This window comes from Exiguobacterium sp. s50 (assembly GCF_018618175.1).
Taxonomy (GTDB): Bacteria; Bacillota; Bacilli; order Exiguobacteriales; family Exiguobacteriaceae; genus Exiguobacterium; species Exiguobacterium chiriqhucha.
In genome coordinates, this window is the sequence record NZ_JACSLP010000004.1 from 246,399 (window position 1) to 269,035 (window position 22,637).

The window sequence follows — 22,637 nt, forward strand, 5'->3', positions numbered from 1 at the left end:
GAATCAACGTACGAGATTCGTTTCCTTTGTAAATTTGTACAAGTTGCCGTAGTTAACGACTGCCACATCTTCGCCAGCTGGCTTCACGATGTTGCGCGTATCAAAAATCATCGGACGACGCATCGCTCCGCTGAGTTCAGCGAAATCGAGTGTCTTGAACTCGTTGTGGTCGACGAGGACGAGGACGAGGTCCGCGCCTGCGATCGCTTCTTCTTTCGAGACGAGGTCGAAACGGCTCGATGTCGACTTCTCGACGTGACCGTCATGAACCGAGATGTTCACGCCACGGTCGAGCAAGAGCTCACAGATGTCGACAGCTGGGCTTTCACGCATGTCGTCGACGTTTCCTTTGTACGTCACGCCGAAGACAGCGACTTTCGCGTCTTCGATGCCCGCAACGAGCTTCTCGACGTTGTCGGCCACGTAGGCTGGCATGGAGACGTTCGTCTCACGCGACAAGTTGATGATTTGAGCGAGGTCAGGTGACTTCGCGACGATGAAGTATGGGTCGACCGCGAGGCAGTGACCACCGACGCCAGGACCTGGGCTATGCAAGTTGACGCGCGGGTGTTTGTTTGCCATTTCGATGACGTCGAGGACGTTGATATCGAGGTCGTTACAAACTTTAGCGAGTTCGTTCGCGAGGGCGATGTTGACGTCACGGAACGTGTTCTCCATGAGTTTAGACATTTCAGCCGTCTTCGCGTCCGTCTTGACGATTTCGCCTTCGACGAATGTGCCGTAGACGCGTGCGCCAGCTTCCGCACAAGCAGGCGTGATGCCGCCGACGATGCGGTTGTTGTGCACGAGCTCATGCAAGATTTGTCCAGGAAGGACACGCTCTGGGCAATGAACGAGGAAGATGTCTTCGCCGACGACGAATCCAGCTTCTTCGACGAGTGGCTTGACGAAATCGTCCATCGTACGTGGAGCAATCGTCGACTCGACGATGATGACGTTGCCTTTCTCGACGAATGGAAGGACTTTACGTGTCGCGTCCAAGACGTATGTGAGGTCGCACGACTTGTGCTCGTCATCATTGTTTGGTGTCGGGACAGCGATGATGAATGCGTCCGCTTTCTCCGGTGAGAGTGACGCACGGAACTTGCCTTGCGCGACGACGTCTGCGACGACTTCGCCGAGACCTGGCTCTTCAATGTGGATTTCACCACGGTTCAATTTATCTACGACGTTTTGAGAGATGTCTACCCCAACGACGTCGACGCCGTATTTAGCGAAGACTGCCGATGTCGGCAAACCAATATACCCAAGACCTACTGTACATACTTTCATTTGTAGTAACCTCCAAGTGTGTGTGTGCCCTGCGATTTCTCGATGCGAGCATGTCCATCATTTTATTTCAGTTTCGACAATAAAACAATACTCATTATACTCTTGAACAAATCAGCCGGGCAATTACATTTTAATGACAAATCAATGTTTTTCAGTTTCGGACAACGCCTCTAGTATAAGCTGTTCTAGCTTTTTAGCAAGTGTTTCGACCGCGAAGTGCTCAAATGCATAGGTTTGAAGCGGTTTTGCCGCTTCGAGCAGACGATCGGAATCGTCGGCGTACGAACGGATGATGCCGACGGCGTCGGACACATCTTCCAATAATAACGCGTCCGGATAAATCGTCTCGCTCCCCGTCCAGTGACGGATGAGCGGATACGTGCCCGACGTCATCGCTTCGGCCGGTGCCAAATGGAAGCTCTCGAGATCGCTCATCGAGAGGACGAAGCCAATCTTTTGTAGCCATTCGGCGACATCATCGCCGTGTCCATCGAACTGGACGCTCGACTGGAACTGCGGCTCTTCAAGTCGGGCGAGCAACTTGTCGTAATACGCTCTTTCATCTTCCCGTTTATTGATCCAATAAATCTCGTTTGGATGATGTCCTTTAATGAAGAGTTTATAGCGACGATCTTGTTGCAACAGCTGCTCGAGCAAATCGAGCGCCAAATCGAGTCGCTTCAGTTTCGGGTTGACGCCGATCATACCGAGGTGGAACGTCAAATCTTGTTTCACTTTCGGCTGAGCCAAACGTTTCCCGTCGACGGCGTTATAAATCATCGTCATCTTGTGGCGCGGAATGCGGAACAGACGGTACATCTCTTCGAGCATATACGGCGAGACGAGGATGATTTTGTCGATATTATGCAAGTTGTACTGACGTGGGAACGGTGTCTCTTTCTCTTGACGGTGAATCCGCACGATCAGCTTCTGATGCGGCAACTTGTGTTCCGAGTACCAGACGGCGTTGCCGAGTCCCCATTCACAGAAGATGATATCGGCCTGCTCGAGGCACGCCTTACTGTGATTGACGTTGTGAATCTTATGGCCGTCCCATTGGTCGACGAGCACGTTGAAGCGCGGGTTCTCCGAGAACTTCTGCATGAACAGCTTCAAGAACTTCAAGTCGTGGCCCGCGAAGACGATCGTCAACTTCTTCATCGCCCACAGCTCGTCACGGAGGCGCGCATGCGTGTTCGTGAACGTATAATACTGGGCCATGTCATACAGACGCTTGGCGGCCTCACGGTAGATGGTGGCGTCCGTGAGCGCGAGACGCGCCTTGTCGATGAACTCTGACTCTGAATTGACGAACAACGGATAGTCCGCCCCGAGGATGAGCTCATGCATCGGATTACGGTTGAGCAGCACCGGCTTTCCGAGCGCACCATACTCGAGCAGCTTCGTCGACAGTTCGAGCGAAGCATCGAGTTCCGGATGGCGCCAAGATACTCCGACCGCACTCGACTCGATTAACGTCTCGACGTCGCGACGCGGGATTCCTTTCAGCCATGTCACGCCTGGATCGTGACCGAGTCGATGTGTCACGTCTTTGCGGAAGTTCGGGTTGTTCGGGTCTTGATTGAACTTGTCGCCGGCGACGTGAAGCTCGGCCGCCGGATGGACCGGACGCAGTTTCGCGAACGCGGTCAAAATCTCGCTCGAATACCAGAGCGGGGCGAACTTGCCCGTATAGACGAGACGATCGTTCGGTTTCGTGAACGACGGCTTCGCCTCTTTCACGTTCGGGATCATCGGATTTAAAATCAGGAACGGCCGCTCCGTCGGGAGGAACGTCTCAAAATAATCCTTCATCGCCGACGTCTGGCAGAGCATGCGGGCCGAGCGTGAGGCGATTTGCTTCAAGCGGGCCAACTCCTCGTCCGACGCCTGCGTATGGTCGTGAGTAAAGTCGGTGATATACGTCCACGTCTTCGCCATCGTGTCCTCATACGCCGACAAGTTGTAGGCGAGTTGGAAGCCGCGGATGAAGGCCAAGTCGTACGAACTGCTCATCATGAGCTCATGGATGAGCTGAGCCGCTTCAGACGGTTCGAGCACTTTCTTCTCATAGTACGGCTCGTCCTTCTTCGGCGACGTCTCACTGAACACGTCGAGGAAGCGCACGTTCGGCAACTCCCGGATCGACGCCGTCACTTCCGGTTTGACGATCGAGCGTTTCAATAGGACGTCGACGTGAATCGACGGGTCTTGTTTCAACATATGGACGACGGACGTCAGCCAGATGGCCGACCCGTCAATCAAATTCAAGTTCACGTCCCCATAGACGAGGACGCGAAGCGGTGCTTTCGTCATAACGTTACCTCCTGGGCCATCTCGTCGGAGAGATCGGCTCCGCCTTTCACGTATTGATACGGATCGATGCTGAAGATCCGCTCGCCGGACTGGGCCAACTCTTGTAGCGACGCATCGTTCGTCAGTACGTCGAGTGCCTCTTGGATGCTGTAGAAGCGGAGCGCCGCCGGTTTGACGAGCGAACGCGTCGGCACGGCGTCGAACACGTAGCGATAGCTCGCATCCACATCTTGTTTCTCGAGCGTCCCATCAAACGTATAGTGGTCGCCTTTCGTCAAGATGTTGGCTTCGGCATAACGCGCCGCCAAAATATAGTCGGACACGTACGACGGGCCGTAATAGTCGTCCCGGTTCACGAACGCCATCCATTCAAAGCCGTCCAAAATCTCAGACAAGGCGTTATATTGCGTTAAATAACTGAGCATGAACGTCGAAATCGTCTCGGTGTTGTACTCGTTATAGACGTCGATATAGCCGTCGAACTTATCGAGGAACACGACGAGGTGTGTATGCTTGTAGTCTTGCGTTTCATAAATCGATACGACCCGCTCCATCTCCTCTTTCGAGCGGACGATGGCGACCATGGCCACACGGGCGTGGTCGACACGATACGGGATACCGATTGCCCCGACGACTTGGGCGAGACGTTGCGTGTACGTATGATACGTCAACACGTGACGCATCCCGCGCATGGCGACGTCCTCATAGAACGCGTCATCGGTCAACAGCTTCTTGAACGTCTCATCGAGCATGGCGTCACCTTCATCGAGGAAAACATAATCGCCGAGCATCTGTTTGACACCGATCGAGCGCGTGCTGACGACCGGCGTCGCACAAGCGAGCCCTTCGAACACGCGACGCGAGAACATCGTCGGTGAGTCGTTGACCGAGTTGACGTTCAGCATGACTTTGAAGCCTTTGTACGCTTTCGCGATTTGGTTATATTTCAGGCTGCCGCGAATCGAGTCACGGAACTGTTCCGGGAATTGAAGCTGGTCCGTCTCACCACGTTGGTTCATCTCATAGTTGCGGTCATAGATGACAAGGCCGTAACGGTCCGCCGCGGCGAACAAACGGTCCATGTCTTGACGACGCGACTCGTGACGGTTCGCGTAATACGAGCCCGCGAACGAGGCGTATGGTTCACGCGTCCCCGGCAAGCGAATCGGGTTGTGTTCTTTCGGTTGTGCGGCGAACGGGAGCGCACCGACACGGTCGTGTCCGCAGTCACGGATATAGTCCTCGACCCGGTTTTCGTCCGTCGTATAGACGTAGTCGAACCGTTTTGCCGTCTCGATGAAGCGATCGTAGTGAATCGGGTCTTCCTTGTTCCAGAACACGGTCGGGATATTGTTGTGACGGCACCATTCAAGCAGACCATCAAGCTCTTCCCACGTGTTCGTTCCGTATTTGACGACTTTTTTCTCCCACGCACCAGCGTTCCCTTTCCATGCCGACTCGACCATCAAGAAGTCCGGTTGTTCATCGGCGAGGACGGCCGGCCAGTTATCTGGCGTGAACGTGATCAAGTCACATTCCGGGCGGTACGAGGCTGTCGTGAACTCATCGAAGATGGCCGCGACTTTCAATTCGTGCAACTCCCGCGGCACGGCACGGAAGAGACGGGCCTCGCGCACATCGAGCCATTCCGGGCTCCGCGTGCGGTCGCTAATAATCTCTTCGGTCACACGGATCCGGTCGATGACCGCTTCTCCATCACCGTCGACGCGAAGCGCGAAGCGGAGACGGCGTGCCTCTTTCTCGAACTCGAAAATCTTTTCTGACCCGAGCTGGACTTGCTGCATGTTCAAACGGCCTTCCGTCGAATACGTGATGATATAGAGGACAACGTTCGTCCCTTCGCCCATCTCGCCGTCGAGCGTGACCCGGTAACGGCTGTTCGATTTGACGTCGAACAAGAAGTCGACCGGCAACAGCTTGAAGCTATTGTTCGTCTCCGCGTAGGAGATGTAACGACGATTGCCCTCCCCCGTCTTCAGTTTGACGACAAGTTGGTCTTGTTTGTGTTTCAGTTTGATCGTATCCGGTGTCGGCACTGTCCACATCGATGGTTTAAGCGACAGAATCTCTTCCCGGCGGACGCTCTTCTCGCGAACCATACCGAGTTTCAAACCATGCAGTTCACCGTGGCCGGACAAGCGGACGAAATAACGGACCGTCGTATGGCTCGGTGTCAGACGGATGATGCCGCTCAAACCGAGCGGGACCTCGATCATTTGATCTTGTCCATCGGCCGTATACGTGACGACGAACAACGAGGCGTTCGCTGTGCCCTTCACCGTCCCTTTTAAATAGAAACGATAGACGTCGTCGTCCATATCGCCGAGCGGGAAGTCGATGGCGCGTTTCGTGTTCACGTGCGGAAGAGCGGACTCGCCGACCCCGAAGTGGACGTATTGACCCCCGACGCCGTTAAGTACGAGCTTATCTTCTTCGAAATCGACGACACGATTGATGGCCGAAATCAATTCGAGCTGTTTCGGCGTCAAATCGATACGATAGTCGAAATCGCTATCTTGCATATGGTAAGCCATGCCTTCCACGTCCCAAAGCGAGACGCCGTTCACATTCAACTCGATGACGCTATATGAACCTTTCCCTTCCGTTTCGACAGCGAAGCGGACACGTGTCTCGTTCGCGAGCAAAACGATTTCACTCGGGGCCTGGTTATAGACGAACACGTCACGCGAGTGCTTATTCCGTTGATAGAGCGAGACTTTCACGACAGGAACGACGTCCCCTGTCGCTTTCGCACGAAATTGGACATGTAGCTGGCGCGTTGATTTCGAGAACATTTGCTTGAGGTCGATCGCCTCTTCCTTCCCATCCGCCCGGTATGCCAACGCGACCGCTTCTGGTCGGGAGACGATGACGTCTGCCCCTTCTAAGTGAACCGCATTCGAGGACGTGTACCAATTCGGGACAATCGGTCCTCCTTTGCGGGAAATCACGCGATTGCGCGTCTTATTGATGATGCGTTTCCCGACGCGACGTGAACGCTGTAAACCTAGATGCGCCGCCCGACGTGCTTTCGTTTGCCAACCCATATGTCTTTCCTCCAAACTGCGGGGATGTTCCCCTTGATTTCACTAATAAGGAAGCGACATATCACATGTCGCTCCCAGGTGGTCATTTCGAATTGACGATTTTTCCGATACGGCTACGGACGGCTCGTACTTTTAGAAGTATTTTACCGGCTTTTGATTGCGTCAACCCTTGATATTTACGCTGGACTTGCTTATATTTTCGATTCATCTGCTGATAACGTGAATCGGCTTTCGCGGCTTCTTTCGAAATCCATTCCACTGTATAGAGCAGTTCGGCGTATCGATGCAATAGACGTTGATATTGTTGACCTCTGATGCGGTATTCACGTTGAAGTCGTTTATTCTCCTCGATTTGTTCAGCAAGTTGCATTTCAAGAAGGTTCTTTTCTTGTTTCAATTGTTCACTCATGTTGTCACCTCAACGGAATACGTCGAAATACAGACGTTTCAATTCATTTTTTTGGCCGCTCTCATACAGATCGATGAACTGTTTGAAGCGTGGACTCTTCGGTTCGAGCGGTTTGAACTGCTCGTAGATGGCATATAGTAGTTCAGCATTACCGAAGAAATCCTCGTCCCGCGACCGGCGGATGAACTGAAGATACCACAGCTCAAAGAACCGTTCGAAGCGGGTCTCGCGATAGATATCGAGAACCCCTTCGCGCTCAAACGCCTTCGCTCGAGCCGTCTCACGTAATACACATTTCTCGAAGTAACGACGCGTGATCGTGTTAACGGTCGATCCCGCCACAGCCGCGTAATAGTCGTGAATCGTCAAGTCGACGAGCGCGACACGTTCAGCCGTGAGGAACATCTCTTGGAAGAAGAGCGAGTCTTGTCCGACCGCCCCGATGACTTGTTTCAACCCGTTGTCGACGATGAAGTCACGGCGGATGACCATCGCCTGGATGCTTTGCACTTTGAAGTTGTGCTCGAGCAGATAGGCACGCGGGTCTTCAATCATGCGGATACCGCCTTTCTCAAGCCCTTCGAGTTCAATCATCGCTTCGCGGTTCGATAGCTTCAACATGCTACCGACGGCGAGGTCGAGTCCGGGTTCGCGCGTCATCAATTGATACAGCTCGTGATAGCCATCGTTGACCGCCTCGTTGTCCGGGTCGAGGAAGGCGATATATGGAGTCGTCGCCAGCTCGACACCTTTGTTACGAGGCCGTGAGGCGCTGCCGCTACCACCGTCTGCGAAAGAGTACGTGTAGACGTTCGCGTGTTCACGTGCCAGGCGCTCAACGTAACGGCTCGTCTCATTGTCGGTCGAACCGTCATCCACGAGCCAAATCTCCATATCATCAAACATCGTGCTCCGTTTCAAGCTGAAGAAGCACTTGTTGTACAAGTAGCGGCCGTTGTTATACACCGGTACGACGACAGACAGTTTGTAATCGCGCGGTGCGTTCGGTTCGAAGACGACCTCACTTTTGACGAGTTCAAACCGGTCGACGGCATAACCCGGCAACGTCCGGCTCTTCAGTGTCCGTGTCGCAACTTCTTTGAGCGACAATTGCTCCGCAAGGAACACGGAACGATGGACATCGGTCACGTCCGTCACGTAATCGTGTTCCGGACCCGGGACGAGCGTCTCGTCGTCGTAATAGGCCGCTTTCGTCACGAACGACACGTCCGTATATTTGAAGGCATTAATCAAATCTTCTAAATAGTAGGCCTCGTACGTATAGGCCGAGTCAAAGAATGCGACGAACGCCGCTTCCTGCAAATCAGTCTCCGTCACGGCGTCCGCCATACGGAAACGAATGTTGTCATACGTTTGGTCAGCGACCATGGCTTGAAGGTGCGACTCGTCACCTGAGCCAACAACGAGGATCGGACGTGACCCGAGTGCTTCCGTCTCGAGTCCGAGCGCGAACAGCATCTCTTCGAAACGATCATGCATCGTATGCCCGGCCATAATCGTGCGGACGCCCGCTAATTGTTGGCGGTACTTCTCGTCCTCTGTCTTGAACATGTTCAAAATCTGTTTCGCATCGAGACGGCCCGTCGCGATGAACACATTCGGGAAATCGTTGTTGACGGCAATGTTATAGTTCGTCAACACGAGGTTACCGCGTGCCTGCGCATCGTAAATTTCCTGCGCGCTATGCGTCGGGCTGTTCTTCACTTCATTGACGTGCAGGACCCAATCGACCGACTTCTTCAAGCGGTCCATACCTGTCTCGCTCGCGACGAGATACTGAAGGTACGCTTCGTCAATCTCCTCATTTTTGTCACGGTCAGATTTAATTACATGGAGACGGTGATCTGTCTCTAAGACGCCATCCATCAATTTGTCGACATCCTCCATGAACGGTTTCCGCATCGGGAACTCATTCGTGACGAGCACGTCGTTCAAACGGGCACGTGTCATTCCGATGGGATTGTGAAGCAATTGGTTGACGAACGGTTTAATGACGAAGACGCGATCATGTTTGCACAGTTCAGTGTAATCTTGAACCCGCTCTTCATTGGCCGTGAAGACGACGTCACACTTCGCTGCGAGGGATGCGTAGCGCGCGTAATGATTCGTGTCGGCCTCCGTATGAAAGACGACCGGGATATCGCGATAGTTGGCTTGCTTAATCAAATTTTCGAGCCATTGACGTGAATGCGAGCGCGGTGTCGCCATATGCTCAAAACTTGTCGCCTCGTCCCCTGGCAAAATCGGGCTAATCATGAGGAACTCGATGTTCACGCCTGCATTGATAAGCTCTAAAAACTCGGTGACCGTTTTGAACGTATGAACGTTGCAGACGTTGTTCCATACTTCGGCCCGTTCGACCGGTCCGACGAACGCCACATCGATGAGTTTCTTCATATAATAAGCAGTCCCGTTCGATGTCGGATATTCCGGTAAGTCGTTCGGGAAACGCTCGGTCGCCGCGTCCCATTCTTGTTTGAGACCGGTGGTATACGTCTCGAGCTTCTCGTCGTCCCAATACGGGAGCTGCATTTTCTTCGTCAAAGATGGCAAATCATTGATGAGAATGACATCACCTTCATCTAGCGGTTCTTTTTGTGAAATCCGTTCCCGTTCCGCACGTACCCATTTCGCGTGCACTTGAACGTCGGACAATAATCGTCTTACATCCATTCAATTCGCCTCATTCTTTCATCATGTCGTATCGTAGGCTTCACACCTACACCCTCTGTCATAGTATCAAATATCAGATAGGCAAGCAATTTCAGTCAGATGACAATCAGACGACTTGCCGTTCCCCTCTTTTGTAATACCCGACTTTTTGATCACATAACAAAAAAACTCCCCTGACGCATCAGGAGAGTTTGACTGCTTACTTGGCTGCTGTATCGACGATACGACCTTCCACTTTTGGCTCCACCGTTTTAAGGCTTGCCACGTGGTCACGCAAGTTTTCCCAGTCCGAAAGACCGAGGTCTTGGACGCGGCCTTCTGTGTAAGCCACACCGAGTTCCGCGAAGCCGTCGCCGCCTTTCGCTGTGAAGGCGTTCGTCGCAACTTTATATTTCGTTGGTCCATTTTCCACAAGTGCTAGTGCGCCATCTTTCATGTACTCGATTGATGTCACACGTGAGCCTGACGGTTTCGAGCTATCGTACGTCACTTTCAAGCCAGCGACGTGAAGGAAGCCGCCATTTTCGTTCGGAAGCGGTCCGACACTGCGCTCGAACGTTTGGTAAATCTCTGTCCCTGTGAGGTCAGCGATTGCGAGCGTGTTCCCGAACGGAAGCGTCGTGAGCACATCTCCCAACGTGATATCTCCAGCATCGATCGCCGCACGGATGCCGCCGCCGTTTTGAATCGCGCCGATGACATCTGCGTTGAACGTCTTCGCTTTCGCGAGCATGCCGTCCGTAATCAGGTTTCCAAGTGGCGTCTCGTTCTTACGGACGCTCTCGCCCGTCGTGTTGCCGACGTCGCTCGTACGTGGGTTCGTGAGTGCCACTTTAGCTGTAGCGCCAGTCGGTTGGTTTTTCAACTCATCTACTTCTTCTTTGAACGGCGCGAGGAGCTGTGTCGCTTTCGCGTCCGCTTCAAGTTTCGATACGTCAATGACTGCACCTTCGTGGGCAACGACTTTGCCATCGTTGTCGAACGTGACGTCCAGTGTGCCGAGGTATTGGCTGTACTGGTACGCTTGGACGATCAACGTTGGGTTGTCCGTCTCGGCGTTTTTGACGACCGGCTTCGTGAGAAGCGAGTGCGAGTGTCCGCCGATGATGACGTCGATGCCCACGACTTCTTCCGCGAGGATTTGATCGTTGTCGACCGCCGGGTTGTCATCGTAGCCTAAGTGCGTGACGGCGACGATTTGGTTGACGCCAGCTGCTTCGAACGCCGCGACAGCCGCTTTCGCTTCCGCGATGTAATCTTGGAACTGAACGTCGCCAGGGCTTGCGATTTCGGCCGTCTCTTCTGTCGTGAGACCGAAGAATCCGACTTTGACGCCGTCAACTTCTTTAATGACACCTTCATACAGACGACCGTTATACGGCTTGTCTGTCACCGCGTCACGGAAGAGCGGGTTCAAGTCTGTGTCTGCTGAGAAGTCGAGGTTCGAGCTGACGAACGGGAAGTTCGCGTAGCGGATGAACTTGGCAAGTTCGGCGTTGCCGTCTTCGTCGCCACCGAGATCGAACTCGTGGTTCCCGAGTGTCATCAAGTCGTACTTCATGTAGTTCATGAGTTTCAAGTCAGCCATTCCTTCAAACTTGTTGAAGTAAAGCGAACCTGAGAAAACGTCCCCAGCGTCAATCAAGAGTGCGTTCGGCTTCTCGGCGCGGACTTGTTTCACAGCTGTCGCGCGTTTTGGTGCCAAGTCGAGTGAAGCGTGCGTGTCGTTCGTGTGCATGAACGATACCGTGTTCCCACCGACCGAATATGGAAGTTCAGCTTCGATTGTGCGGCCATTGCTCGTAAATTTCGCATGCGCCGTGAACGAACCGATTTTAGATGTATCGATGCCGTGAACACGGACGAGACGCTCGACCGTACCGTTCGCGAAGCGAACATCGAGACGAAGTGCGCTCGGCACGTTCTCCCCTTGTTTGAACGAGAGTGCTTCTCCCGGTTCGATGGCAACCGGATAGTTCAAGACGCGGACACGCTTCTCGACTTTAATCCCCTTGCCGACCACGATCCCTTTCGCCGTTTGATATGTACCGAGTTTGTTCAACTTCACCGATGATTTGTACCAATGGATTTTGGCACCTTGATATGTCTTGTCGAGCGTGGCGTCGAGGTCGCCTCCGCGGACGAAGTCGGCTTTCAGTTTGACCGTCTTAACTTTTGGTGCCGCGTCAGCTGTCGCTGCCGGAACGATCGATGAAGCGGTGATAGCCGCCACAGCGAGTGAAGCGTACAACTTGTTCGTTTTACGTGTGAGCATTTGATTTTCCCCTTTCAAATGTGGTGAAGCAGAACTAAAACGAATGATAGCGCTTACAATGTCCGACGGATGATAATCGGCCTTGCTCCCTATTCCGTCTTCAGACCTATCGTTTCAGAGACCACTTTCCTCTCTAAACATATCCAATTCCACTAGTAAATACAATTAATTTTTCGTTAATTCCGTGTATCTTTTCCAAAAAATCCCCCGATTGCAACATCGAGGGATTCCATGGAAATTAAAATACGATAGGCAAAAAGACCTTATTCGGTTTCAATCAGTTCATGAAGCTGGGTGAACGGACTCGACGCCCCTGCCTTCAAATGCCCGTGCTCGATTTCTTGGAGACGGAGCGCCTCGAGCTGCATCTTCGAGGCCGCGCCCCACTTGTTTGGCCCACAATCACGAAGGGCAACCGTCCGGACCATGAGTTCCGTCGCGTCATCCGTGGCATCGAACTCGACCCAAACTTGGTTCGGTCCGCCCCAGGCGGCGATGTCTTCAGATAAATAGAGAACGGCGTCGACCCAAATCTCATAGCGCATCCGCCCCAAGCCAAGCGACGACCGCTTCTCGAACGGGTTGAGCACGTTCAAATTCAAACGATACGTCTGTCCCGGTTTCGTCGTCAGGATTTGTGAATACGCCATATGGTCGCCTTTTTGCATCGTGTTCGCCTCGAGGTGGTATGACACGTTCGTCGTCAAGCGCCGGACGGTCAACGGGATCGTCGTCTTGTCCAAACGGCCGCTCGTGATGACCCCATCGAGCGCCATCCACCCTTGGTCGAGCGTCGGATGCATATAGTCACGCATCGTGTCCCGCTTGTTCACACCCCAGAACGCGAGCACCGGCCACTCGTTCCCGATCACTTCATAGAACAGTTTGGCGTATAACCGATCCCCATAATCTGGCATCAAGAACAGCTCGAGGATGGCGCGCGCGTTGAACGGGATATACGTCTCGAACGCGACATCGCTCTCGGCGAGTACTTGCTGGTGCCAGACGCCCATCCGATACTCCCAATACAACAAGTCGTACGGGTCGTAGCCGTGCAGCGTCTCAGTCGTCAAATTGACCGCGGCCACGTAGGACGTCCAAAGCGAGACAACACGCTCGTCTTCCCGCGACTTCCATGAATAGCAACGAATCGCCCCTTCGACCGTGAACTCGGCCGGCAGCGTTCGATTCTTCCGATAAAATGCCCGGCCGATTTCAAGGATGTTTGAGCGCAAGTGACGCGTCGGCCGGTCTTTGTACAGTTTCATATATTCGTACGCGTGGGCATGACCGTGACGTGACGTCACACTTTGGCGCAACATCGTCCGGAACGACCGCGTCTCCTCGGCGCGTTCGAACGCCCGGTCATCGACCGGGATGACGCGATGACGAAACTGGAGATCACGCGCCATCATCGACGCAACTTCGACATCGATATCGAGCGACTCGACGTGATGGCCTTCCGTCACGTTCTGATACGTGAACGTCTCGATGTTCGCGAGGAACGGTTTGAGGAGCGCCAACGACAAACGACTGTCAATCCCGGCCGTGAGCGAGAAAATCATGCGTTCGTCCGACTCGAGTAGTTGATGGAGCTGATTGTCGAACCACGTCCGAAGTGGTTCGATGGCCGCCTCGACCGGCAACGCATCGAGCGGACGCCGTGGATAATAGCGTGTCATCCGGTTCGTCTCGTCCACGAAATGGTTCGGGACGAGAATTCGAATCGACTTATAAATCGTGAAATGACCTGGCAAGTGATAATGGTTATGGTGTCGCAACTCGTCCGAACAGAGCGGGTGCGCCTCAGACTGGACGTCTTCTTGTAACAGTTCGAGATGCGACGCCGCTCGGAGCGGTGCTTCCGTCGTGAAGTAGACACCTCGCATCCCGGTGGCATCATGATAGAGGCGAACCGATGTTTCATCACCCCGAATCAACACGTAGCGGCCACCCATGAAGTCAAGCGTTTCATGGAAGGTATCCACGTCTTGCCCGTTCAATCGTTCGAGCACCCCTATCCGGTCACGCTGTCGCGCTCGGATGTCGAGGATGTCCCCGAAAGCGAGCAGCCAACGGTCGCCTTCTTGAATCAAGTCGACCGGACTGAGCGGGTCATAATAGAAGAAATCGCCATTCGGCAAAGTGATTGTTTCCCATTCTTCACGGTTTAGCCGTGTGGCGGTCATTAAAAATCCACGTTGATAAGCTTGCATCGTTTTTCCCTCATTCTATAGAAAATTCGTTCCTCGATTCCAAAAAAAGACGAGCACCGGTCGTGCCGGCGACTCATCGACTCTGACTGATAATGGTCATCCAAATATTGGAGAAGACGCCAGCCGTCTTGGCATAATCCACGGGATCAGCCATGTTAAGTTGGACGCCGTTCTGATAGACAAACAAATGCGTCACCGTCCCACCCCCGGACGCCCCGATCGTGATGCCCCGTTTCGTGAGCGTCTCATCCGGTTCGGCGATAATGGAGACGACCGAATCGGCCCGATCGCGCCGGACAACGATGTAGCCCCGCGTCGGTTCAATATAGGCTTGGGTGAAGCCGAGCGGTTTATGACTCCCGTTCGCATGTATGTATAGTCCTTGCGGATCAAGCCGCAACGCCATGCCGCTGAATCTCAACTCACTCCCCGATGTGGACGGATGCAACATCCCGTCCGCCTCGGCTTCCTGGTTTTGTTCGTAAATGACCCCCACTAATACCAGACAGACCAGGACGAACGTCCTGATGAGAAGTTGAAACTTTTGCCTCTGTTTTCGTTGTGTTCGACTCATAATTCCCCTCCAAATTATAAAGTATCCACTAAAAAAATAGAACAATATAATCATACCGTACTTGTTTTAAATTTCCATAATAAATTGGGATTAATATGTATTTATTGAAGCTTCATACATAGTAAAACCAATAGAGTTCTGTGATATCGGTTCTACTATGTCTCGTCCATCATCAAAACGTATGCGTGACCTGCACGTCGTCTGTCCGATTGCGGGGAGACGAACGATCCTTTCACGACTATCAAACAGGAAGATGAAAGGACAAACAATAAGATCAAGCTCATCAAACGGCGTGCATATAGCTACCGGAACCTAGAACGTTTCTTCTACAGTCTTCAGATTTGAAATCGGTCGAACTAGTGTCAACTACGGTTTATTGTGATGAACTAACTTTTACACTGTTAACAAGAATTCATTTTCCATTTTTAATAAACATTAGAAATAAAGAATCTCTCATTTCTATATAATGGTTTTGTTAAAGGAGGAGAATTCTTATGTATAAAAAATGGTTCATGGTTTTCGTCATCGCTCTCGTCACATTGATTACGGGAAACGTCGAGGCGTCGTCGTTTCCATATAAGACGCTCGAGTCAACTCCATTGAAGGTGTCCGCAAGTTCTAAAGCGAAAACAATCCAAACTCTCAAAATGAACACGAACGTCTCACTCATCTCGACACAAAACGGATGGGCCAACGTCCAAGTCGGCAAGACGAAAGGATACGTCCCGTTCAAGAGTATCCTGCCCCTTGAAATCCCAATCAAAAATCATGATAGCTATCATCAGGTCATGACATATAAAGGGACTGAGATTGCCAGTGTCAACGGAAAAAGCGCGAAAATCGCTCCGGCGTTGCTCCCTTTCTTCAAACAGAACGCTGTGGCGCTACGAAGCACGCTCGCAAAGCCAATCATACAAAACAACACAATCGTGGGATTCGAACGATTGGCACTCGGCCAATTCGTGCAGGTCAAGACTCCAATTATCATTGATCGGAATGCCGCTGCACGAATTCAGAGTTTAAAGTTGCCCGGAGGACCCGTTACAATTACGACAGCCGCCCCACTCCGGCAAGTGATCCTAGAAGGGTGGGGGTTCGAGCCCTACAAACAGACGTCACAATGGAACGTCACGTTGAATGGTACGATTCACCAATTCCACTCAAACACGCGATTTACGCTTCGGGGGAAAGGAACAATCAATCGTTGGGACATCCATCAGGCTCAACTCTCTTATGATTTACCTATTACATACAATGGAGAGATTGGTTTCTTAAACGTTAAACATGCAGACGTCGTATTGCGCGGCACATCAACCTTTAAAGTCAGAGCTGTATCCGCTCCAACGAAAACGCATATCCTCGATGGACCGAACGGGTTACTTGGTGTCACTAAACCAAACCTTGTGATACAAGGTAAACGAATGGGCGCAGACGAAAGGGCGATTGCTACAGCATTACAAAATGTGACTGCCGCTAAACTCACTCAGCTACTTAAACAAATGAACATCGAACATAAATCAAATCATATGAATGACTACGTGAAAGCATTTAAATTGAACGAGACAGCCGGACCAAACAAGTTGTTCTTCACGACAAAATCCGACATCTCGTTTGTAGTCAGTGCGGTCGATCGCACGCTTGAATTCAATCAGTTCAGTGAACCGTTTGTTACATTGAACAATCCATCGAATCGAATCCAAATTCAGATGAAGAACATCCAGTATAATTCTTGGGCTAATCCGATTTATCATAAGCGTATCGTGAATGCTCTAATTGGAAAATCCGGCCTCATCACAATCTCGTTCAAAGGTCCAGAACAATCTGTCAGCGAGTTTGCGCGACTGGAAAAACAGGGTCGCTACTTTATCTATAATCACCCTCACGGTCCCGGAACGTTCCGTGTTGTCTCGATTGATGGCAAGAAAATTAATGGCTTCACGTATGTTATTGAGATGGGACGCTATTCGTACGACGAGCATAACCATTTCAATAGGGAAGAGCTCGTTCGTATTGGCGATAAGACGCTCGACTCTTACAATCAAGTACCGCCTGCATTCGAAGTCAAAGTCGTAAAAGGGTTGCGCGGTTCCAATTCATATTTAGCGATCCGCTCAAACGACAACCAATGGCTCAAGCGCGTGTATGGATACACGTTACAAGTCAATAAAAACTACTGGGCAGATGGCCGACTCAGTTCGGACGCAGTCGACCTCGCCGGCTGGGACCCAAAACAGACAATTATCTTATCGCAACTCGACGGAAAATTGAACGATACTTTGACCATCAAAGCATTCGGCTATCAAGACGCAAAACAAAAATAAGACAAGGTCATCTCGCGCGCGGGATGACCTTGTCTTATTTCGGTTGGCTGATAATCGTGACTCAGGCGTTCGAGAACTGCCCCGCAATCATCGTATAATCGGACGGTTTTACTTTAACGGAGTTGTTCTCAAAATCCGAGGTCAACCACACATTACGATGATGAACTAGACATAGTAAAACCGATAGCGTCAAACGCTACCGGTTTCAAGATGGCTCAGCCCGAAGGCCTTGCTCTATTTAACCCTAAGGGAGGGTCAATGAAGGTCAACGCTAATTACTTAGCGATGTTCACCGAAGTGAACAATGGGTGTTTGTTGTTCTCGAGGTCGAGGACTTCGAACGCAGCGCCTGGTTTGAGCGTGAGCGTTTGAGCTGTCTCGGCCGGAGTCAACACACGGTCAATCGTGATTTGGACTTGGTTCGACTGCGATCCCATGATTTCTGTGACTGTCGCAGATTTCGAGAGATCTTTGTCGCCAACGAGGACTTTGAAGTCTTCGTAGCCATCTTCGATTGAGTACTTCGCGATTGACTCATCGAACGTGAGCGTGATGACCGCGTAGTCGCCCGATACGTTGTTCGACGTGAGGACCGCAGACGTCAAGCCTGGAAGGTCGTTCTCCGCGAACTTCTCGTTCAACGAGACTGTATCCATGACGTTGCCCACTACATCCTTGATGTTTTGGATCACGAACGCATATTTACCAGTCGTTTGAATCGCGCCTTCTTTGAGCGTCAACTTGATGACGTCGCGATCTTCATCCGTGAAGACAGCTTTCTCGGCGATTGCCTTGCCTTCAATCAAGAAGTTGCCCAAGTTGAGTGACGATGGGTCGAGCTTCTCGCTGAACTTGAGGTAAAGCGTGCTGTTGTCCTTCTCTTGGAAGTAGTAGCCATCGAACGTTGGCTTCTCTTTCTCGATTGGGCTCGAGACAATTGAGAACTTGATTGATTGCTCAAGGCTCTCGTTGCCGACGACATCCTTCACGAGGTTAGCCGGAAGTTTAACTGAGTAGTTTCCAAGCTCAAGATCCGAGATTGGCGTCTTGATTTGGTTCTTCGAGTAATACGAGGCGTCAGTCCATGCCGCCACTTTCTTCTCGACACCGTTCGGCGTGATGTACGAACCGTACATCTTACCGTCGCTGTAAGCACCATGCTTGAGTTCTTCAGAGAACGTGAGGACGAGGTGGTTCTTGCCGTCGATGACTTCCACTTTCGCATCTGTCACAGTCGGAGCCATCTCATCGTTCGTGAAGTTAACCAATTTCGTTGACGCAGCGCCGTAGTTGCCAGCAAGGTCGCGGAAGTGAGAAACTTTCACGTCGATTTGACCGATGAACGAGTGGTCGCGGACAGTGAGGACTTTGCCTGACTCATCGAGCCATGCGTTGTCATCAAGGTCAGCTTCGATTTCGCCGTTTGTGAGCGTGATTTTCGCGACGTGGTTGTAACGGTCCACGTAGACAGCCTCAGAGAATGTGACTGTGAGGTAGCCTGGTTTCGACGAAGACATGCCGACGACTGAAGGGTTGACCGCGTCGATGACTTTCTTCTGAACGATCTTCGTCACTGGGTTTGGCGAGATGAAGTTGCCAGCGAAGTCACGGAGACCGACGAGCGTCAACTTGTAGTCTTTGCCTGCGACGAATTGCGCATCTGACAAGTCAAGGATGAACGATTTGCCGTCCCATGAGAGTTTGTCGACGTCTACTTTGTAGCCAGCGCCAGAAGCATCTTTCAATTCGAGTTTCTTCTCGAGCTCATCTTCCGAGTCAACGTTGACCGGCTCGGAGAACGTGAACTTCACGCGGTTGTTTTCAAGGTACTCAGGGTCGTTAAGGACCGGGCGTACGTTGTCTTCGAACGTGTAGATTTCTTTGAACGGTACGAGCGCTTTACCGTCGAGTCCTTCAATCTTCGAGCTAGCAAGCACAGCGTAGCGGCCATCGAATGTCTTCTCGGCGCGAACGACGAGCGTTTTGCCGTCTTTCGAGAGTGTGCCGCGAAGTCCTTTGAGGCGTTGCGCGTCTGGAATGTGATCGATTTCGACCGTTCCATCTTTGAGCATGCCGTTATAAAGGAGTGTGCTCGCGTCTACCGGTTTCGAGAAGTTGATTTCAAGTTCCTTCGCATTGAGCAACTTGACGCTCGACACCATCGGAGCTGATTCAACAACTTTATACTTGAACGATTTTGAGACCGTTCCGTACGCTTTGTTCGTGTACGTGAAAGTCGCCATGAACTCGCCGACTTTCGATGTGTCGATACCAGACCATGAACCTGGTTTCATATAGACGCGATCTGCGAACTTGACCGGCTGTGTGCGGATTCCTGAAACGGCTTCCCCTTTTTCGAAGACGAGCATTTCTTTCGGTCCGACCACTTCTTGGGCATAGTTCAAGACGCGAATGCGTTTCTCGACTTTGATGCCTTTCCCTTTGACGAAACCAACCGCCGTTTGGAAGACTCCCAATTTGTTCATGTTGACTGAAGACTTGTACCAGTGGATCTCTGATCCGTGATACTTCTTGTCAAGCGCTGCATCCAAATTGCCTTGGCGTACATAATCTGAACCTAGCTTGACGACGGGCATTGCTGCTGAAGCCGACATTGCTGGTGCGACTGCTGCCGCTGTCACTGCAAACGCTGCCGCTGCTGTGACAAATTGTTTTTTGTTTGCCATCTTGTTTAAATCCTCCCTTTGGTAAAATGCGATTTCTGCGTCTTCGACTTTCTCGGTCCTCTCGATCACTCCTCAGACACCCTTACTGCCCGAGTTATGTATAGCATCGATAGGACTCGAGTCATACAAAAACAGGTATCTAAAACCATACATTGACTTTTAGCCTATGCATCGTCCCAGATTGCTTACATCCATAATATACATAACGTTTCCAGTTGAAACAAGCGAATTTTTAGCGAAAAAGGGAAATGATAATGCATTTTCATGATTTTATTTAGAATAAACATTCTGCGTTCGATTAATTACCAGTGTAACAAAAATCGCATTAAATCAACAAAGTAAGCGCTATCAATAAATAAACTCAAGATCAGACTTCCGTCATCAGGTTAGATTTTTATAAATACACCTAATAAAATATAATTACCAATTATTTTTTTGGATTTTACAATAGAAGATAAATATTAACCATTAAATACCATATAATTATGTGGATAACGTTTTTTAATAAACCATTTCGTTACCAGTTCATGCTTTATTGGATTCATAAATAAATCATTACACTTTTCGAATAGGACTTTTGAAGGTGAGTCCAATGGACGATACACAAAAAAATGAAGGGCTTTTCGCAGAAGTGTTTGATTTTATCCAGTAAATGGATATTGGATTACGGGGATTGTTGTTGTACACAACACCGATGCTCCTTATTTTTGAGAACAAAAAAAATCGCCCTTCTCCTATGAAGGGCGATTAAAACTGATGGGGATTAATAACCGACGAAACTGAGTGATTCCATGAATGCACGTTTCTCCGCAGCATAGAGTGGCCATTCGATGACGTCCTCACTGCCTTCCACCGTCACAACGATTCGGTTCTCGGGACGAACATTCGCTTTCACGAATTGGACGAGCTTCGCATCCGGTTTGAACTCAACGTATTCCGCGACCGTTCCATCCTCGTATTCAATGTACTCGATGTCGTCTTGATCAAGGTTCACTTTATACGACTTGCTGCCGACTTTCAGGCGGAGCGTGTCCATTTCAAGGAAACCATCTTCCGATTCGATGTTGAGGAAGAACTGCATGCTCGCTTTCGACGGTGAACCGTAGAAGACCGGCGCGAACGTCTCCGCATAACGGAACTCCCCATAGCTATCGAGCACTTCACGGTGGACCGTCACCGGACCTGGGAAACGATAGAACTTGTTATAGAGCGCATGTTGGACGCCGAGTTTGAGCGTGCCGCCTTTATTGCCAGCGCCGTCAATCGCATACAACGAGATCGCTTGCCCTCGTTTTTGTTTTGGGATTTTAATCGCGAATTTTCCAGTCGACATGACCGGCGCTTTGTAAAGTTTCGTTCCGATTTGGGCATAGACTGTCGCATACGCCTCGGCCGTCCCTGTGATCGATGTCGATGTCGTCGTCACGCTCTGCGCGACACGCGGGCGTGCTGGAGCCACACCGTCTTTAATGACTTTCGTCGAACGCGTGACGCTTGTCGCGCCTTTCGCGTCGACCGTTGTCGCACGGATGACCGTTCCGATTGGAAGGGCGACCGTCGCACGGCGATAGACGCCTTTCGCGTCATAGCGCGCCGTGTACGAAGCTGCACCGACTTGGAGTGTCACTTTCGCGCCAGGCGTTCCTGTCACGACGATTTGACGAGCCGAGTTATTGACCGTTCCGATTTTCGGCGTCGCCGGACGTGCGGCCGGATCGACGGCGACAACGACTTCCGTCGTCTCACTGACGTTGCCCGCGGCATCACGCAAGCTGACCGAGATCCGTTTGCCGACCGATTGCGGGCTCATGTTGAATTGAGCCGTCCCCGCTTCCGTGACGACACGCGTGTACACTTTGCTGTTGATGCCGATCAATGCTGTCGTGCCAGCCTCTCCTTCAATTACAAGTGACTTCGACGTATGGAGTGGCGTCGAGACGACAGGTGCGAGCGGTGCTGTGACGTCGACCGTCTCGACGACTGGTGGTTCTTCTGTTGATCCTTCTGCTTGCGCTTGGAGCGGCAAGAGTGGCGAGACGATGAGTGAACCGGCTAAGAACAATTTCAAATACGATGAATGATTCATGACTTTCCTCCATTATGTAGGTTTTACAGTTAATTGGTCGAATACCAAATTCTATTGTAATAATTCGACTTCATACAATGACGGATTTTTAATAAATCAGGTAAATGATTTCACAAAAAAACTGCTTTAGTTTCCCAAAGCAGTTCACGGTTCTCACACCTCATGAATCATTGTTGACTGGCCGCCTTGCCAGAGCCACGTGTCTTCTTGTTTCACATAGACATGCAACACCCAGAACCGGCCTTCGTAAGCGTTCGTCCCGAGAATGAAACGCTCCTCGAGCAACAGTTGCACGAGCGCGATCTCACCAGCCACCGTCTCGTCGAACGTGACGGTCTCCTGCGTAATCCACTGGACAGACGCCGGGTCAACGAACTGGTCTAAAAATGTTTCTTTATCGAACTGACGTCCGCTCGAGTCGACGTAACGAAACTCGTCATGCATGATGCCGCGCATCGCGTCCAGGTCGCCCTTGACTTGAAGTTCGGCCCGTTCGTCAGAAAGTTGTTTTAAGTTGATTGTTTCCATTGATGTACCTACCTTTCGCGTCCATCATAACATACTCGTATGCTCGAGTCGTCTCACTTGTAATGGTCATCTTCATTGTTCGATTGAATGTAACCACATCGGTAGTATTCTTTTTCTTATCCTCTATTCCCTGTATACTTATCAATATACAGTTAATCCCATTTCGAGAG

Annotated in this window: 12 protein-coding genes and 1 pseudogene; 2 read left to right on the forward strand and 11 right to left on the reverse strand. The window is 51.2% G+C overall.

What is annotated here, in order from left to right:
* Positions 1-3 precede the first annotated feature (3 nt).
* The 8 genes from KNP68_RS07820 to KNP68_RS07855 form a co-directional block, all read right to left on the reverse strand.
* Entirely contained in the window at positions 4-1,293 is a 1,290-nt protein-coding gene (locus KNP68_RS07820; protein WP_021066432.1) for a nucleotide sugar dehydrogenase, read from the reverse strand.
* A gap of 141 nt (positions 1,294-1,434) precedes the next feature.
* Entirely contained in the window at positions 1,435-3,609 is a 2,175-nt protein-coding gene (locus tag KNP68_RS07825; RefSeq protein WP_214799273.1) for a glycosyltransferase, read from the reverse strand.
* A complete protein-coding gene (locus tag KNP68_RS07830; RefSeq protein ID WP_214799275.1) occupies positions 3,606-6,677 on the reverse strand; it encodes a CgeB family protein in 3,072 nt (1,023 codons plus the stop codon). The genes KNP68_RS07825 and KNP68_RS07830 overlap by 4 nt, the downstream gene beginning before the upstream one ends.
* 82 nt (positions 6,678-6,759) lie before the next feature.
* Positions 6,760-7,086 carry a hypothetical protein gene (locus KNP68_RS07835; RefSeq protein ID WP_214799278.1) on the reverse strand — a complete coding sequence of 109 codons (327 nt, stop codon included), beginning with the start codon at positions 7,084-7,086 and terminating at the stop codon, positions 6,760-6,762.
* A gap of 9 nt (positions 7,087-7,095) precedes the next feature.
* Positions 7,096-9,780: a glycosyltransferase gene (locus tag KNP68_RS07840; protein WP_214799279.1), complete on the reverse strand. Its 2,685-nt coding sequence runs from the start codon at positions 9,778-9,780 to the stop codon at positions 7,096-7,098.
* Between the two features lie 199 nt (positions 9,781-9,979).
* Entirely contained in the window at positions 9,980-12,055 is a 2,076-nt protein-coding gene (locus tag KNP68_RS07845; RefSeq protein WP_214799281.1) for a bifunctional metallophosphatase/5'-nucleotidase, read from the reverse strand.
* A 263-nt stretch (positions 12,056-12,318) separates the two neighbouring features.
* Positions 12,319-14,271, reverse strand: coding sequence for an asparagine synthetase B family protein (locus KNP68_RS07850; RefSeq protein ID WP_214714152.1), 1,953 nt, complete (start codon positions 14,269-14,271; stop codon positions 12,319-12,321).
* Positions 14,272-14,344: 73 nt separating this feature from the next.
* Complete coding sequence (locus KNP68_RS07855; protein WP_214714154.1) at positions 14,345-14,845, reverse strand: hypothetical protein; 501 nt, start codon at positions 14,843-14,845, stop codon at positions 14,345-14,347.
* A 226-nt stretch (positions 14,846-15,071) separates the two neighbouring features.
* On the opposite strand from KNP68_RS07855, the pseudogene KNP68_RS15360 reads away from it, so the two are divergent.
* Positions 15,072-15,190, forward strand: a pseudogene (locus tag KNP68_RS15360) (transposase); the annotation flags it as partial.
* 149 nt (positions 15,191-15,339) lie between these two features.
* Complete coding sequence (locus KNP68_RS07860) at positions 15,340-17,166, forward strand: hypothetical protein (RefSeq protein WP_214714156.1); 1,827 nt, start codon at positions 15,340-15,342, stop codon at positions 17,164-17,166.
* Between the two features lie 275 nt (positions 17,167-17,441).
* Here KNP68_RS07860 and KNP68_RS07865 read toward each other — a convergent pair whose 3' ends face one another.
* From KNP68_RS07865 to KNP68_RS07875, 3 genes are all read right to left on the reverse strand, one after another.
* A complete protein-coding gene (locus KNP68_RS07865) occupies positions 17,442-19,853 on the reverse strand; it encodes an Ig-like domain-containing domain (RefSeq protein ID WP_144060661.1) in 2,412 nt (803 codons plus the stop codon).
* 763 nt (positions 19,854-20,616) lie between these two features.
* Complete coding sequence (locus tag KNP68_RS07870) at positions 20,617-21,939, reverse strand: Ig-like domain-containing protein (protein ID WP_021066423.1); 1,323 nt, start codon at positions 21,937-21,939, stop codon at positions 20,617-20,619.
* A 153-nt stretch (positions 21,940-22,092) separates the two neighbouring features.
* Positions 22,093-22,467, reverse strand: coding sequence for a nuclear transport factor 2 family protein (locus tag KNP68_RS07875; protein ID WP_029594901.1), 375 nt, complete (start codon positions 22,465-22,467; stop codon positions 22,093-22,095).
* Between the last annotated feature and the right edge of the window lie 170 nt (positions 22,468-22,637).

What these genes read in the sequence shown, in the direction of transcription:
- KNP68_RS07820 (WP_021066432.1), bottom strand. Translation starts at nt 1,293, where the DNA reads ATGAAAGTATGTACAGTAGGTCTTGGGTATATTGGTTTGCCGACATCG.
- KNP68_RS07835 (WP_214799278.1), bottom strand. Translation starts at nt 7,086, where the DNA reads ATGAGTGAACAATTGAAACAAGAAAAGAACCTTCTTGAAATGCAACTT.
- KNP68_RS07870 (WP_021066423.1), bottom strand. Translation starts at nt 21,939, where the DNA reads ATGAATCATTCATCGTATTTGAAATTGTTCTTAGCCGGTTCACTCATC.
- KNP68_RS07845 (WP_214799281.1), bottom strand. Translation starts at nt 12,055, where the DNA reads ATGCTCACACGTAAAACGAACAAGTTGTACGCTTCACTCGCTGTGGCG.
- KNP68_RS07830 (WP_214799275.1), bottom strand. Translation starts at nt 6,677, where the DNA reads ATGGGTTGGCAAACGAAAGCACGTCGGGCGGCGCATCTAGGTTTACAG.
- KNP68_RS07860 (WP_214714156.1), top strand. Translation starts at nt 15,340, where the DNA reads ATGTATAAAAAATGGTTCATGGTTTTCGTCATCGCTCTCGTCACATTG.
- KNP68_RS07865 (WP_144060661.1), bottom strand. Translation starts at nt 19,853, where the DNA reads ATGGCAAACAAAAAACAATTTGTCACAGCAGCGGCAGCGTTTGCAGTG.
- KNP68_RS07840 (WP_214799279.1), bottom strand. Translation starts at nt 9,780, where the DNA reads ATGGATGTAAGACGATTATTGTCCGACGTTCAAGTGCACGCGAAATGG.
- KNP68_RS07825 (WP_214799273.1), bottom strand. Translation starts at nt 3,609, where the DNA reads ATGACGAAAGCACCGCTTCGCGTCCTCGTCTATGGGGACGTGAACTTG.
- KNP68_RS07850 (WP_214714152.1), bottom strand. Translation starts at nt 14,271, where the DNA reads ATGCAAGCTTATCAACGTGGATTTTTAATGACCGCCACACGGCTAAAC.
- KNP68_RS07875 (WP_029594901.1), bottom strand. Translation starts at nt 22,467, where the DNA reads ATGGAAACAATCAACTTAAAACAACTTTCTGACGAACGGGCCGAACTT.
- KNP68_RS07855 (WP_214714154.1), bottom strand. Translation starts at nt 14,845, where the DNA reads ATGAGTCGAACACAACGAAAACAGAGGCAAAAGTTTCAACTTCTCATC.